This is a genomic window from Candidatus Neomarinimicrobiota bacterium (genome assembly GCA_016784545.1).
In the GTDB taxonomy this organism is placed as follows: domain Bacteria; phylum Fidelibacterota; class UBA8477; order UBA8477; family JABMPR01; genus JABMPR01.
This window is the reverse complement of sequence record JADHUM010000032.1, coordinates 26,168-41,624: the sequence shown is the minus strand read 5'-3', so window position 1 is coordinate 41,624 and position 15,457 is coordinate 26,168. Positions and strand designations below refer to the sequence as shown.

The 15,457-nt window shown below is 44.4% G+C and carries 15 protein-coding genes; all 15 read left to right on the top strand.

The genetic code is table 11. From position 1 onward, the window contains the following. The first annotated feature begins 418 nt into the window (after positions 1 to 418). The 15 genes from ISR87_08860 (at position 419) to ISR87_08790 (ending at position 15,451) form a co-directional block, all read left to right on the top strand. Positions 419 to 1,324, top strand: a complete 906-nt coding sequence (locus ISR87_08860) for a dihydroorotate dehydrogenase (protein MBL7025553.1) — start codon at positions 419 to 421, stop codon at positions 1,322 to 1,324. Position 1,325: 1 nt separating this feature from the next. Next, on the top strand, positions 1,326 to 2,120 hold the full coding sequence (locus ISR87_08855) for a dihydroorotate dehydrogenase electron transfer subunit (protein MBL7025552.1): 795 nt from the start codon (positions 1,326 to 1,328) through the stop codon (positions 2,118 to 2,120). A gap of 136 nt (positions 2,121 to 2,256) precedes the next feature. After that, the gene (gene pyrF / locus ISR87_08850) at positions 2,257 to 3,654 is read left to right on the top strand and encodes an orotidine-5'-phosphate decarboxylase (protein ID MBL7025551.1); all 1,398 of its coding nucleotides are present in this window, start codon (positions 2,257 to 2,259) and stop codon (positions 3,652 to 3,654) included. Positions 3,655 to 3,664: 10 nt separating this feature from the next. Next, a complete protein-coding gene (pyrB, locus tag ISR87_08845; protein ID MBL7025550.1) occupies positions 3,665 to 4,570 on the top strand; it encodes an aspartate carbamoyltransferase in 906 nt (301 codons plus the stop codon). Next, the gene (locus ISR87_08840; protein MBL7025549.1) at positions 4,570 to 5,016 is read left to right on the top strand and encodes an aspartate carbamoyltransferase regulatory subunit; all 447 of its coding nucleotides are present in this window, start codon (positions 4,570 to 4,572) and stop codon (positions 5,014 to 5,016) included. Before pyrB ends, ISR87_08840 begins: the two co-directional genes overlap by 1 nt. 20 nt (positions 5,017 to 5,036) lie before the next feature. Next, entirely contained in the window at positions 5,037 to 5,531 is a 495-nt protein-coding gene (purE, locus tag ISR87_08835; protein MBL7025548.1) for a 5-(carboxyamino)imidazole ribonucleotide mutase, read from the top strand. 47 nt (positions 5,532 to 5,578) lie between these two features. Next, complete coding sequence (locus ISR87_08830) at positions 5,579 to 6,880, top strand: hypothetical protein (protein ID MBL7025547.1); 1,302 nt, start codon at positions 5,579 to 5,581, stop codon at positions 6,878 to 6,880. 83 nt (positions 6,881 to 6,963) lie between these two features. Further along, positions 6,964 to 7,212 carry a phosphoribosylformylglycinamidine synthase subunit PurS gene (gene purS / locus ISR87_08825; protein ID MBL7025546.1) on the top strand — a complete coding sequence of 83 codons (249 nt, stop codon included), beginning with the start codon at positions 6,964 to 6,966 and terminating at the stop codon, positions 7,210 to 7,212. Beyond that, entirely contained in the window at positions 7,212 to 7,913 is a 702-nt protein-coding gene (purQ, locus tag ISR87_08820; GenBank protein ID MBL7025545.1) for a phosphoribosylformylglycinamidine synthase subunit PurQ, read from the top strand. Before purS ends, purQ begins: the two co-directional genes overlap by 1 nt. 31 nt (positions 7,914 to 7,944) lie before the next feature. Next, the gene (gene purL, locus ISR87_08815) at positions 7,945 to 10,158 is read left to right on the top strand and encodes a phosphoribosylformylglycinamidine synthase subunit PurL (GenBank protein MBL7025544.1); all 2,214 of its coding nucleotides are present in this window, start codon (positions 7,945 to 7,947) and stop codon (positions 10,156 to 10,158) included. A gap of 3 nt (positions 10,159 to 10,161) precedes the next feature. After that, complete coding sequence (locus ISR87_08810) at positions 10,162 to 11,541, top strand: amidophosphoribosyltransferase (GenBank protein MBL7025543.1); 1,380 nt, start codon at positions 10,162 to 10,164, stop codon at positions 11,539 to 11,541. After that, the gene (locus tag ISR87_08805) at positions 11,538 to 12,560 is read left to right on the top strand and encodes a phosphoribosylformylglycinamidine cyclo-ligase (GenBank protein MBL7025542.1); all 1,023 of its coding nucleotides are present in this window, start codon (positions 11,538 to 11,540) and stop codon (positions 12,558 to 12,560) included. Before ISR87_08810 ends, ISR87_08805 begins: the two co-directional genes overlap by 4 nt. Next, positions 12,548 to 13,174, top strand: a complete 627-nt coding sequence (locus ISR87_08800) for a phosphoribosylglycinamide formyltransferase (GenBank protein ID MBL7025541.1) — start codon at positions 12,548 to 12,550, stop codon at positions 13,172 to 13,174. Before ISR87_08805 ends, ISR87_08800 begins: the two co-directional genes overlap by 13 nt. Before the next feature lie 29 nt (positions 13,175 to 13,203). Beyond that, positions 13,204 to 14,742 (top strand): bifunctional phosphoribosylaminoimidazolecarboxamide formyltransferase/IMP cyclohydrolase, encoded by a 1,539-nt coding sequence (gene purH, locus ISR87_08795; protein ID MBL7025540.1) that lies wholly within the window; start codon positions 13,204 to 13,206, stop codon positions 14,740 to 14,742. Positions 14,743 to 14,872: 130 nt separating this feature from the next. Then, positions 14,873 to 15,451: a hypothetical protein gene (locus ISR87_08790; protein ID MBL7025539.1), complete on the top strand. Its 579-nt coding sequence runs from the start codon at positions 14,873 to 14,875 to the stop codon at positions 15,449 to 15,451. Positions 15,452 to 15,457: the final 6 nt, after the last annotated feature.

Genomic DNA, 15,457 nt, shown 5'->3' with positions numbered 1-15,457 from the left:
ACGCCATTTGGGATGACGCCACCATAAATGAAAGAAGCTCCTCCACAATTGTGAAAGAGCTTCAATTAATTACAAAGGTTGTGCGCCATACGGGAACTTATCTGCCAGTCAAGCGCTCTCCCAACTGAGCTAAGGCCCCTCTAAACATTTCAAAATCCCTTTACCACTTCCACCAACCACCGGGCAAAGAGATCATCAATATAATCGGCTTATAAGGGCTGTCAAATCATTTTGATGAGGAAACTATGGCCAGATATTTTTTAAAAATTAAATGAATTTGAAATAAGCAAAAATCGACCTTTGACTCGGACAATTATTTTCTATTTTAACAGCGTGATAACGGCTCGAAATCCATTACCACCCCCTTCAATTTCCCAAAGAAAATCCGTGTCTCCAATATTTCGCAGGATAGGTCGAATTGCTTTTTCTGGGTAAGGAAATTCCGACCCCCCTCACCCTCGCATCTGGCATACTAGGTATCTCTTTCTCTTCGCTTCAACGGGTTCTCCGTGATGGCGCAGGCATGGTCACCACAAAATCTTTAAGTATTGAACCTCGTATTGGACATGAAGGTCCTGTTATCGCTGAATTTAATGGCGGTCTGATTAATTCAGTGGGACTAACCAATCCGGGGATTGTCGAGGGACTAGAAGAAGTAGAAAAATTTCATCGGAGCATTGAAGGGGTTGTTATTGTCAGTGTTTTTGGGGCGAATGCTGGCGAGTTCGTGACGCTTTCGAAAGCAGTGAACGATTCAAGTGCAGATATTCTGGAGCTCAATCTCTCCTGTCCCAATGTAGAAGATGAATTCAAACGTCCCTTTGCTCTCATGCCTGAAAAAATTACAGAGATTGTTACCGCAGTGAAAGCCGTAAGCAACATTCCGGTTCTGGCAAAACTATCTCCAAACGCCAATGATATTTCCGCCATTGCCAAATTGACTGAGGATGCTGGTGCCGATGGACTAACGATGATCAACACTCTGGGTCATGGCATGGTCATCGATGCAGTGGCCAGGCGTCCTGTTCTGAGAAACAATTTCGGGGGGATATCTGGTCCATGCATCAAACCCCTGGCTATTAAACTAATTCATGATGCCTATAAGGTTGTTGATATACCAATTCTTGGAACTGGCGGTGTGAGTACAGGTCTGGATGCCATTGAGATGATGATGGCCGGGGCATCTGCCATTGGCGTTGGCTCAGCTGTGTATGACCATGGTCTGGATGTCTTTAAATCTATTCGCGAAGAAATGGAAGCTTTCATGGAGGTCCACGGATATGCCGACTTTTCTGACCTCATAGGAATTCTAGAGGAAAATTGACTTGAAGTGTGATCGTCAAACCTTACCCATAGCCGCGATCCGCGAAGAAAACCCCTCCCTGCGCACCTTCACTTTTAAAGGCTCGCTCAATGCTGAGCCTGGCCAGTTTATCATGCTTACCATTTTTAGTCAGGGCGAAAAACCGTTTTCCATTTTGGATGTGGATGAAAATTCATTTTCCATGACCATTAAGAATATAGGTCCATTTACAGAGCGACTCTTTAAGATGGATGTAGGTGACCTGGTTTCTGTCCGTGGTCCATACGGACAATCTTTCAAGCGCCAATCTGGAAACATCCTCATGGTTGGGGGAGGATTTGCCACACCACCCCTCCGGTTCCTGGCAAAAAAGCTTAGAGAGGATGGCGTCAAGCGGCTGGTCAATATTAATGGTGCCCGCTCAGCTGACGATTTACTCTATGTTGAGGACTTTGAGATTCTCTGCCATCAATCTCATTTAGCTACTGATGATGGTTCCAAGGGACACGAGGGGACGAGTGTTGATGTGATGGAAAAAGTCCTACAGAACGAAACCTTCGATCAGATTTACATCTCTGGACCCGAAAAGATGATGAGTGCAGCAGCGGCGGTTGCAAAAAAGCATCACTTGCCATACGAAGTGAATCTTGAACGTTATATGAAATGTGGTGTAGGCATTTGTGGTTCCTGCGTCATGGATCCTACTGGATTAATCCTGTGTATGGAAGGCCCCATTGTTGACCATGAGACATTGGATGGCTTGGATGACTTTGGTGTGTCCCATCGTGGAAAAACCGGGAGGATACAACCCTTATGATGAATCTGAATTTTAACCGCAAAGGTCGCGAAGCGCGCAGAGATAATCTATTGGAAACCCAATTAACACTCTTTGCGTTTTCTGCTATCTCCGCGGTTATTCATAAAGAACTAATCGATCGAATGGAGAGCATATAGTGGAAACTGGCAAGAAACAATTAATCCTGGATCTGCACAAGATAGGCGCTTTAAAGTTTGGTGAATTCAAGTTAAAATCAGGTGCCACCTCACCCTTTTACATAGATTTAAGAAGCATCATCTCTTATCCCGCTATTATTAAAAATATTGTGTCTTTGCTAAAAGCAGAATTGGCAGATAAAAAATTTGATGTCATCACCGGAATTCCATATACAGCCCTGCCCTTGGCTGCACAGGTATCAGTTGAAATGGATACCCCCCTGGTCTATCAACGTAAAGAAGTAAAGACTTACGGTACTGGGAAGTTGATTGAAGGTCATTTTGAAGCGGGGCAAACCTGCCTCATCATCGATGATCTCATCACAACAGGTGAAAGTAAATTTGAGGCTGCCGAAGGTATGGAGCATGCCGGCCTTAAGGTGAAGGATTTCGTTTGTCTCATTGATCGTAGTTTTAATGGTGAAGAGATTCTGGCCACTAAAGGATACAAACTCAGCTCCATTATTACTGTGGAAGATATGATCTCAGTGTTAGGTGCTGAAGGAAAGCTCAATACGGCGCTGGCTCAAAAAGTTCGAGAATTTGTTTCCACTCCTGTTGATAAGCCGCTTCTGAAATTTGCCGATCGAGTGAATGCAACTACTGCACCCTTGACCAGAAAACTCATGGATGCCATGTTGAGAAAAAAATCAAACCTGATTCTATCACTGGATGTTGAGGACGTAGCAACTTTCTTTGATATTCTGGAAGCTGCAGGACCTGAAATCTTCATGGTCAAAACCCACGTTGATATCATGAAGGATTTCAACGGTAGCTTTGTCCCACGATTAAAGGCTCTTGCTGAAAGACATGACTTTCTAATTTTTGAAGACCGGAAATTTGCCGATATCGGCAGCACAGTTCGCAAGCAATTTCGTTCTGGAGTTTACAAAATTGCAGAATGGGCTGAATATGTGACCGTTCACATGATCGCTGGTGAAGCCATCCTGGATGGACTGTTTGGTGATCTGGATATCCCCAGATCTGGGTTTTTACTCGCTCGCATGAGCGCCAAAGGAAATCTCATCTCCGAAACATATACGAGGCAAGTCCTTGAAATCGGCAAACGTCGCAAGGAGTGTGTGAGTGGATATATCGGTCATGGGGCCAATGTTGAAGATATCAAGCGCTTTAGAAATAAAATTCCTCAGGATCAATTACTCCTCATGCCTGGTGTTAATCTGGATACCAAAGGAGATGGATTAGGACAACAATATCTCACCGTAGAAAATGCAATTGAGGGTGGCGCAGATGCCATTATTGTTGGCAGAGGGATTGTTGCCAGTGCCGATCCCGGTGCAGAAGCAAAACGTTATCGAGAGGCTGCCTGGACTGCCTTTCAATCCAAGAATAAATAAAGGGGACTAAATGAAACACCTAATCTCCATGCGTGATCTCAGCGCAGACAAAACCCTACAACTGTTAAAGCTGGCCACAAGTCTTGAAAAAGACCCCAGTCAGATTGATTTATCTCGACGTGTCATGGCAGCGGTGTTTTACGAGGCTTCAACCAGAACCAGAATGTCCTTTGAATCAGCCATGAAACGGTTGGGTGGGGAAGTCATCGGAATGGTCGGTACCAGTGGTACATCAGTTGAAAAAGGTGAGACCCTGGCAGATACGGCAAAAATCATAGCTCGCTATTCAGATATCATTGTCATGCGCCATCCTCTGGAAGGGGCAGCTCGCTATGTCTCTGAGCAAGTCAACATTCCTGTAGTCAATGCCGGGGATGGAGCCAATCAGCATCCAACTCAGTCACTTCTGGATCTTTATACCATTCTCAAATCACAGGGATCTCTGGAAGGTTTAAAACTTGCTTTGGTTGGGGATCTAAAATACGGTAGAACCGTTCACTCCCTGGCTTATGCCCTGGCGCCATTCAAACCTGAATTTCATTTTGTGTCACCAAAATCTCTGGGGATGCCATCTCATATCCTGAATGACCTCAGGAAGAGGGAAATCCAATTCAAGGAAACCACCAAACTTGACAAGATTGTCAATGATATTGATATCATGTATGTCACCCGCATCCAGAGAGAACGTTTCCCAGATCGTGAAGAATATGAAAAGGTGAAAAATGCATATATCATTACTGCAGATTTACTCAAAAATGCAAAAGACAATATGAAAGTCATGCATCCATTGCCCAGGGTGAATGAAATCACTACAGATGTGGATACGACGAAATATGCCTACTATTTTGACCAGGCAGAAAATGGAGTCTACATGCGACAGGCCATTCTAGCCACTCTTTTAGGGGAGGCTAAATAATGAAGGAATTAAAAGTAGATCCCATCAAAAATGGTACGGTTATCGATCATATCCCTGCAGGACGGGTCCAACGTGTGTTGGCTATTCTAAAACCCAGGGCAACAGATGTTGTCATGATGGGTATGAATTTTTCCAGCAAGGTCATGAAAAAGAAGGATATCATCAAAATTGAAGGGCGTGAACTGACTCAGAATGAAGTCAACAGTATTGCCCTTGTCGCTCCTGCTGCTAAAGTTAGTATTATCAGAGACTTTAAGGTGGCACAGAAATCAAGAGTTGAGATTCCGGAGCGCATAGAGGGATTGGTGTCCTGTCCAAATCCCAAATGCATAACCAATGCTGAACCCATGACGACTATCTTTAATCTGAAGGACAGCGCAAGTCGAGATCTTGCTTGTCAGTATTGTGAACGTGTTTTCACCGCCGACGAGATGATTCATATATAATAAAGTAGGAGAACAATAAATTGGCTAAAAAAATCGCAATTATTCTGGGAAGTGATAGTGATCTCCCAGTACTGGATAAAGGATTCAAAATTATTGAGAAACTGGGTTTGGAATTTGAGCTAAGGATTTTATCCGCTCACAGAACCCACGAAGCCGTGGAAGCCTATATCAAGAGTTTCGACAAGCTGGGTATAGAGCTGGTCATAGCAGGAGCCGGGAAGGCAGCCCATCTTCCAGGTGTAATAGCTGCTCAGACCATAAAACCTGTCATCGGCTTGCCTATCAGGGCCAGTCTGGACGGTGTAGACGCTTTGTACTCAATTGTTCAGATGCCTGGTGGCATTCCAGTGGCTACGGTGGGTATCAATGCCAGTGACAATGCAGTATTATTAGCTGCCCAGATTCTAGCCGTCAAGTATCCAGAAATTGGTCGCAAGCTGGAAGCACACAGAATCGAAATGCGAGATGCTGTGTTGGAAAAAGACCTTAAGATTCAGGAAAAGTATAATAAGTAATCGTTTTCACATGGCGAATCGTGAAATACTGATAAAGGGAATGAGATATGTCTGATAATAATCGCAACATAAAGTTCGATCGTGCTAATCCATATTACAATGGTTCAGTCCAGAAACTGTATTCAGTAATTGATGACCCGGGGTCATTGGTCAGTGAAACAAGTATGGGTGGTTCAGTATTTGATGTGGGGACGATTTTTGAGATAAAAGGCAGCGATACAGTGAGAGCGGGCTTTCGCCATTTGGTATACAAGTCGCTAATGGACGTGAATGAGTGGGACGATATTGAGTCCTACATCAAAGCCCATTGGGGTGAGGATTATTTCAAGAACGAGGCAATCATTCAGAAAACACTTGAGAAAGTTAAGGCTACAGGTCTCAGAACCCACCATCAGGGGATGATTGGTCCCCATGACGAAAAACTGTATGCAAGTTCCTTTCCTCAGGAGCTCAGTAATCTGACATTGATCAAGAAGTACAACATTTATAAGCCAGAACCCGTTACCTTCATGAAATCCCATCTTTATGATTATGAAAAGTATTACGGAAATGATCAATTCGTCATTCCCCTTGAACAAATCGTTCGATTCGGTGTGACAAGCGGATCCTCCATCTTGAGAAAGTATAATGCCCAAAGTGATTCCGGTAAAAAAGCCTATTTACGAGAATTAGGTGTGGATAATGAGCTTGTCCCGTGGCAGACATTTGAATCCCCGCTGATTGACTTAACTACAAAGTATGAACCAGAGGACAGGAATATCTCCAGACAGGAAGCCCTATTGGTCTCAGGTATTGGTGGTGATTTGTTCTCAGAATCGCTGGTCCGCGCCATTTTAGCATCATTCATGGTGCATAGAATATTTGACCGGATGGGTTTAAATCTCTGGGATTTGAAATGGGAAATTGCCAGGGATGGGCAGGATCTTGTTTTTGTTGATACGCTGGATACAGACTCAGTCCGGGCAACCTTGACCTGCAAGGTTGAGGGGCATAACTATATCGTGAATTTCAATAAGCAGGCCATGAGGGACTACTATATCATTGTGCATGACGCCTGGTATGAAGCAGTCAACAAGACCAAGAAAGAAGCTGCTCAAACTGGGGAAAATTTTACAGATATACTCAAACGGGGCCAGGAACAGGGTTTATACCCGGAGACCCCTGTTGTTGATGAAGCCTTCATGAAAATTCAGGAAGAAAAATATCTCGTAATCAAAAAATTTATCACTTCAAAGGGAAGTGGAGCGGGATACAAACAAGAAGTTGCAGATATCGCCAGACGTGAGGTTGACTACTTCCTGAATACAAAAAACAAAGCCTTGTACAAAAAACTAAATGCAATTGACTAATAGCTGGTTTAGATGCCACACGAATTTCAGAGTTATGAACCTAGTTCAATCTGGATGTTAACCATGAAGGGTGAAAAATAGATATGTTAAAAGCAATCGTAACTGTCATGTTGAAAAAAGGAATCTTTGATCCACAGGGAAGAGCCGTTCAGAACGGGCTGGGTTCCATAGGTTTTGATCAGGTCAAAAAAGTTCGTGTTGGCAAACAACTTGAAATTGATCTGGAGATGACTGACATGGCATCTGCTGAAGCTTCTGTCCACGATATGTGTGATAAGATGTTGGCCAATCCTGTGGTAGAATCTTACAGCTTTGAGATCAAGGAGGTCTGATGAATTGGGGAGTTCTTTTATTTCCTGGTTCTAATTGCGCTGAAGATTGCTTTCATGCCGTAGATAAGATTCTGGAAAAACCCGTCAAGTACTTGTGGCACAAGGATACAGATTTGGGTGATGTGGACGCCATTATTATCCCTGGTGGCTTCTCATATGGAGATCACTTACGCCCTGGAGCCATCGCACATCTTTCTCCGGCTATGACAGCCGTGAAGGAGTTTGCCGCCTCCGGTGGTCTGGTTATCGGTATCTGTAATGGCTTTCAGATATTGACTGAATCCAGAATGTTACCAGGCAGCTTACTCCAAAATCGTGAACTCAAATTCCTGTGTCAAGATCAGAGCTTAAAGGTGGATAACGCTGATACCCCTTTCACAAGTGAATATGCCTCAGGGAATGTGGTCGTTTTTCCCATCGCACATAATGAAGGCAATTATTATGCGGCTCCTGATACCATTGCTGAGATGGAAGCCAATGGACAAATTCTCTTTCGCTATTGCAGTCCAGAGGGCGAAGTCAGTGATAAAACCAATCCAAATGGTTCCATAAACAGCATCGCAGGAATTATTAATCGGACAGGCAATGTGGTGGGGATGATGCCCCATCCGGAGCGCAGTGCTGATAGTGTACTGGGTTTAAGCGATGGTAAAGGGGTTTTTGTCTCAATGTTAAAACACCTCGAAGCAAAACACGGTTAGAACGGATCTTATGAGCGAAAAGAAGGCTGGCATGGAAGAAAAGATTTGGATCAAAGCAGGTCTAACTGACTCTGAATATGAATTATTAACCAAACATATGGGACGTGAACCCAATACTGTGGAATTAGCATTGTATGCTCAGATGTGGTCTGAACATTGTGGCTATACACATACACGGCCCCTGTTTAAACATTTTCTAACGACAGGTCCACGTATTGTCCAGGGACCTGGTGAAAATGCAGGTATTGTGGATATCGATGACGATGAAGTCATTACTTTTAAACTTGAAAGTCATAACCACCCCTCAGCTATTGCACCCTTTCAAGGGGCTGCTACTGGAGTAGGTGGCATTATTCGGGATATTCTCGCCATGGGCGCTTATCCCATTGCTTCTTTGAATTCCCTCCATTTTGGACATCCAGGAGAAAAGGGCCACACCCGTTGGCTCATTTCCGAAGTCATTCATGGAATTGGGGAATATGGAAATTGTGTGGGCGTGCCCACAGTTGGTGGTGAGGTCAGATTTTCCAATGCATACAAGGGCAACCCTCTGGTAAATGCCATGTGTGTTGGTTTTATGAAAAAATCTGAAATCAAAAAAGCCATCGCAACAGGTATTGGCAACAGTTTGATGATTGTGGGTAACCTCACCGGTCGGGATGGGATGGGTGGCGCCAGTTTCGCATCCAAGGACCTGGAAGAGGAAAATGATGAAGATCGCGGTGCCATCCAGGTCGGCGATCCTTTTATGGAAAAACTTCTCATCGAAGCCTGTCTTGAGGTATTTGATAAAGATTACGTTGTTGGTGTCCAGGATATGGGCGCAGCAGGTATCCTTTCGTCATCTGTTGAAACAGCAAGTAAGGCTGGCAATGGCGTCGAAATAGATGTTGCCCTGGTTCCCAAGCGCGAAGAAGCCATGCGTCCTGAAGAAGTCATGATTTCTGAATCTCAAGAACGCATGCTCCTGATTGTCAAAAAGGGAACTGAAGATAAGGTCAATAAAATTTTTCATAAATGGGATTTACATGCAGTTGTGATTGGACAGGTCACTGATGATGGCATGTACCGGGTTCTTGAAAATGGCATTACTGTTGGTGAAGTACCTGTGTGGTCGCTCATGGATGCCCCGACATATATTCTTGATGCCGTAGAGCCACCTCATCTAAAAGAAACCAGGGCATTCAAGAACGAGCAGGTCGCTCAACCTTCTGATTTGAATCAGGTCTTGGTGAGGTTGCTGAGTGCTCCAGATATTTGTTCTAAAGAATGGGTTTATAGACAATACGATCATAGAGTTCAGATGAATACGGTGGTGAAGCCTGGTTCTGATGCAGCTATTCTGCGTATCAAAGGTCGTGATAAGGGGATTGGTCTCACCATGGATTCCAATGGACGCTATTGCTATCTGAATCCCAGACGGGGAGCCCAGAGTATTGTGGCTGAATCAGCCAGAAATCAGGTGGTTTCGGGTGCCGAGCCGATTGCCATAACCGATGGTCTCAACTTTGGAAATCCTGAAAAACCTGAAGTCTACTACCAACTGGAACAATCTATCATTGGGATCAGCGAGGCCTGTAGAGCCCTTGACACCCCAGTTATTGGTGGTAATGCCAGTCTATACAATCAAACACCTGAGTTTGGTTCCATCTATCCGACTCCAATTATCGGTATGACTGGATTGGTTAAATCGTTGGCCCATGTGACAACCATGGAATTTAAAAATGCTGGTGATTTTGTCATTCTCATTGGAGAAACCAAGGAAGAACTCGGTGCTTCTGAATACCTGGATGTCATCCACAATCTGGTTACAGGTGATGTACCCGAACTGGACCTTGAGCTTGAACGCAAAGCGCAAGATTATATTCTGGATATCATTCGTAAGGGTCTGGTGAAAAGTGCCCATGATCTGGGTGATGGGGGTTTGGCGGTTGCTCTGGCTGAATCCTGTATCGCCGGCGAACTGGGTGCCAGCGTCTCACTGGATCTTGATATGAGAGCGGACGCCCTATTATTTGGTGAAAGTCAGACACGCTTTATGCTTTCGGCTGATGAAACATCAACTGACAAGATTGTAGAATTGGCAGCAAATCAAGGTCTTGAAGCAGCTGTCATTGGACGTGTAACTAAAGCAAAGGACATCATCATTCACAATATGGATGAGAAAATCATAGATATTTCTGTTGATGAATCTGGAACAGCTTTTTCAACAGGATTTGATAAATTAATGAAAACCGATAGTTGATCTATGCACGATAAACTGAATGAAGAATGTGGTGTCTTTGGTATTTATAATACCAGACCTGAAGATACGTCAAAGCTGGTCTATTATGGCCTTTTTGCCCTGCAGCATAGAGGGCAGGAGAGTGCTGGTATTGCTGTCAGTGATGGAGAGCAGATCAACTACTATAAAGATGAAGGTCTGGTTCAGGAAGTATTCGATCCCAAACTACTTAATTTTCTCAGCGGTGCCCATGGAATAGGTCATGTCCGCTATAGCACAACAGGCGGAACAACTTACGAAAATGCACAACCCGTAGTCATTGTTAGCTCTCAAGGCCAAATGGCCTTGGCTCATAACGGTAACCTTGTGAATACCAAGGAGTTAATGAGTGACCTGGAAGCTCAGGGAGCTACTTTTCAATCCAGTACAGATTCAGAAACTATCCTGAAACTGGTGGCGAAAAATGCCATTGAAACTGGGGATATGACTGAGGCAATCAAGAAAACCATGTCAATGATCAGGGGTGGTTATTCCATACTATTGCTGACCCGAGATAAATTGTATGCCTTTCGCGATCCCATGGGGCTTAGACCCCTCATAATGGGACGCATGAATGGTTCTTTCGTATTTGCTTCAGAGAGCTGTGCAATCGATTCTGTTAAAGGTGATATTATTCGGGACGTTAAACCGGGTGAGATCATATGTGTGGATGCCCATGGGATACACTCAGAGCAAACTGAGGTGACTACAACCCATATCTGCTCTTTCGAGTATGTCTACTTCGCCAGAACCGATTCTGTAATTGATGGTCTTAATGTGTATGAGGCCAGAATCAATATGGGCAAGCGACTTTTTAAGGAAACGGGTCGCAAGGCAGATATTGTCATCGATATTCCAGATTCTGGAACCTCAGCCGCCCTGGGATACTCGCAAGCCTCTGGTGTTCCATTTGATAAAGGCTTTTATCGCAATGCCTATATTGGACGAACTTTTATCAGTCCGAAGCAGGATATGCGTGAGATCGGCGTGAATTTCAAACTTTCACCAATTCGGAGGAATGTTGAAGGCAAGAGCGTCATCATGATTGATGATTCCATTGTCCGGGGCACCACTATCACCAGGATTGTCAAATCTCTAAGAAGGGCTGGAGCCACTGAAGTTCATGTGATGATCACAAGTCCACCGGTTAAGTATAGTTGTTTTTATGGGATTGATACGCCAGACAGATCCAAACTCATCGCTGCCAAAAAACCGATTGAGGATATCGGCATTGAGATTGGTGCAGATAGTTTATCCTATCTATCCCACGAAGGGCTTGCTGATTGCCTGAAGAAATCTGGTCTTGGGACCTGCATGGCTTGTTTTGATGGCAATTATCCCGTGCCGGTTGGGGAAGCCCAATGAGTATCGATTACAAAGATGCCGGTGTAAATATCGAGAAAGGCTATGAGGCGGTTCAACGCATCAAAAAAGATGTTGAATCCACCCACGGACCCGAGGTTATTGGTGGCATTGGCGGATTTGGAGGGATGTTCGCGCCTGATGTCTCAGGGATGACGCAACCTATTCTCGTGTCTGGTACAGATGGAGTGGGTACAAAACTCAAGCTCGCATTCGCTTTAGATAAACACGACAGCATCGGTATTGATTGTGTTGCCATGTGCGTGAATGATATCATCTGTGTTGGTGCAAAACCGCTGTTCTTCCTGGACTATATCGCCACTGGAAAGCTTGAACCTCAACAGATTGAAGGCATTGTTGCTGGAATCACTGAGGGTTGTCGGCAGAGTGGTGCCGCCCTGGTTGGGGGTGAAACCGCTGAGATGCCTGGTTTTTACGCCAGAGGTGAATACGATGTTGCCGGATTCACAGTAGGAATGGTTGATCGGCCCAAAATGATCGATGGGAAGTCAGTTGAAGCAGGGGATGTTATTATCGGGTTATCATCTTCCGGGGTTCACTCAAATGGTTTTTCCCTGGTAAGAAAACTCTTTCCCGAGAATCGTTGGAATGACAATTTTGATAATTCGACATTAGGTGCAACCCTGCTTACACCCACAAAAATTTATGTCAAATCAGTTCTCTCTATCATTGAAAATCATTCTATTCACGCGATTGCACATATAACGGGTGGTGGGTTTATCGAAAATATTCCCCGTGCCTATCCTGATCAATATCAGGCAGTTATTAAGAAGGGGACATGGCCCCTCCACAACATATTCAAGCTGATTCAAGAGACCTCCCAACTTGATGATGATGCCATGTACAACACCTTTAATATGGGTATTGGTATGGTATTGATAGTCGGTTCTGAGGATGCTGATCCAATTCTAACTCAATTGAAAGAAATGGGTGAACAGGCCTTACTGATCGGCTATATAAAGAAGAGAGACAACGGAGACTCACCTATATGCTTCGAATAGGAGTCCTGGTTTCCGGGGGCGGTACAAATTTACAAGCCATTATGGATGGTATTGAATCTGGTTACATCCCTGATGCCCGTGTAGAGTTGGTCATCTCCAACAGGAAAAACGCCTATGCACTCACCCGTGCAGCTGAGGCAAATATTGAGACCTCCATCATTGGGAGAAAGCAGTTTGAAACTCCAGAGGCCTTCGATGGGGCTTTGGCTCTTCGACTAAAAGCCGCTAAGATTGATCTGGTCCTGCTTGCAGGATTTATGGCTATACTCGGTCCGGGATTCTTTACAGATTTTAAAAATAAGGTGATGAATGTGCATCCTGCACTCATTCCAGCCTTTTCAGGACCAGGTTTTTACGGCTTAAAAGTCCATGAATCGGTTCTGGCTACTGGCTGCAAGGTTACCGGTGCCAGTGTTCATTTTGTGACACCGGAGGTGGACGCAGGTCCACTCATCCTACAGCAGGCGGTGGAAGTTCAACAGGGAGATGACCCTCAAAAGCTTCAGCGTCGGGTTATGGAAGAAGCTGAATGGAAAATTTATCCAGAAGCAGTTCGATTATTTGCCCTGGGACTCCTTGAAGTCCGTGGGCAGCATGTATACATAAACAATTGAAACTAAGAATAAGATTTAGGGAGTAGGGAATGAAACGTGCGTTGATCAGTGTCTCTGATAAAAGCGGGGTGTTGGAGTTAGCTCAGATACTCAACGGAAGTGGTGTTGAAATTATCTCCACCGGTGGTACGGCAAAGCTGCTGACAGACAATGATATACCAGTAATTGGTATCAGCGATATTACTGGATTCCCTGAGTGTCTTGGGGGGCGAGTTAAAACCCTTCAGCCAAAAATTCATGGTGGCATTCTGGCCAATCGCAACATTGAAGCTCATCTAACGGAAGCTGATGAATTGGGTATTCCCATGATTGATCTTGTGGTTGTGAATCTGTATCCATTTAAGGCAACCATTCTCAAATCAGGTGTCACCATGGCTGATGCCATTGAAAATATTGACATCGGTGGTGTGACCCTCATCAGGGCGGCAGGAAAGAATTCTGATTCAGTTACCCTGCTCACTGATCCTGAAGACTATCCTGGTTTTATTGAAGGATTCAAGGCCAATACACTCGATGATGCATTCAGGAAAAAAATGGCGCTCAAGGGCTTTAGACATACCGCTTCTTATGATACCATAATTAGTCAATATCTGGCTAAGGAGCTGGGTGATAACGAGTTACCTGATCAACTGTCCATGACTTACGAAAAGCAGCAGAGTCTCCGTTATGGAGAAAATCCGCATCAATCTGCAGCATTTTATCGCGAAGTCTCTCTGCTTGACGGCCGTTTAAGTGGTGCTGTCCAACTTCATGGAAAAGAGCTTTCCTATAACAATATTGGTGATGCTTCTGCAGCCATCGAAATGATTCGGGAATTTACCGATCCAACGGTGGTTGCTTTAAAACATGCCAATCCCTGTGGCGTAGGTACATCAGATACCCTGTTTGGAGCCTATGAGCGAGCCTATAAAGCCGATCCTGTTTCCATCTTTGGCGGAATTGTTGTCCTCAATGGGGAAGTGGATGAAGCTACTGCTGTGGAGATGAACAAGATATTCCTTGAGATTATTATTGCCCCAGCCTATTCCGAAAACGCTTTATCCATCCTCAGGAAAAAGAAAAATCTACGACTTCTTCAATTGGCTGACATCATGAACCCCGTGACACCTGAGCCGTACTTCTACAAAAAGGTCGATGGGGGATTGTTAATTCAGGAAGCAGATCATCATGTGTTGGATGATGAGAATTATAAAGTTGTCACTGAGAAGCAACCCACCGAGCAAGAATGGGCAGATCTTAAACTGGCCTGGAAGGTTGTCAAACATGCCAAATCCAATGCTATTGTTGTCGTGAAAGATGGCGCTACCCAGGGTGTTGGTGCAGGTCAGACCAGTCGCATCTGGGCTGTAGATAATGCTTTGGACCGCAGTAAAAGTTCCACTGAGGGCTCCTCACTGGCCTCAGATGCATTTTTCCCATTCTCTGATTCTGTTGAAAAAGCGCATACGGCTGGTGTCACTGCAATCATTCAACCAGGTGGCTCGGTGAGGGACGAAGATTCCATTGCTGCCTGTGATAAGTATGGGATAGCAATGGTTCTGACTGGAATGAGGCATTTCAAGCATTGATTTCTGCAGTAGTGTAAGATGGCTGACACTTACGGTTTGAATTGTATTTGACACAGAGCAAAGAATACTAATATTGTAATGAATAGTAAATAGAGCGATTAACGCTCACTATCTAATGAGGGAGTTTTCTATGAAAAAAATAGCTCTACTAATGATAATTGTAAGTGTGCTTGTATGGAGTTGCGGCTCTAAGCACGAACACCCCGGTGGCATGGCCGAATCTTGTAACATTGCTACCTGTGATAATCCCGACCACAAACATACTGCCAAAGTAAGCGGTCAAGAGCATGGTGGAAAAGAACATGGTGGTCAGGAACATGGTGGCAAAGAGCATGGCGGAGAAGCTGCTCAGACGTTTAGTGCTGCTGAAATCAAAGGTGCTATGAATGCATACATCTCCATGCGCGAAGATCAAGGCATTTTCAAAATAACAGACGAGAAAACTGGTGAAGAATTACAACTTAAGTTTGTAAAAATTCACGATCCTGTTAGAAAGATTGAGGGCAAGGGATTTTTTGCCTGTACAGATTTCGAAGTCGTTGGACAATCTGGAGAATTGTATGATCTGGACTTCTGGCTCAACCCGGAAGGTGGCAAGTTGAAGGTCACTGAAGAAAAGATACACAAGCATCCTATTAAGACAGATGCTGGCTGGGAAAAGAAAGCCCGTTATACCTTCATAAACGATAACCCCGTAGAGATTGACTAGGAAAAC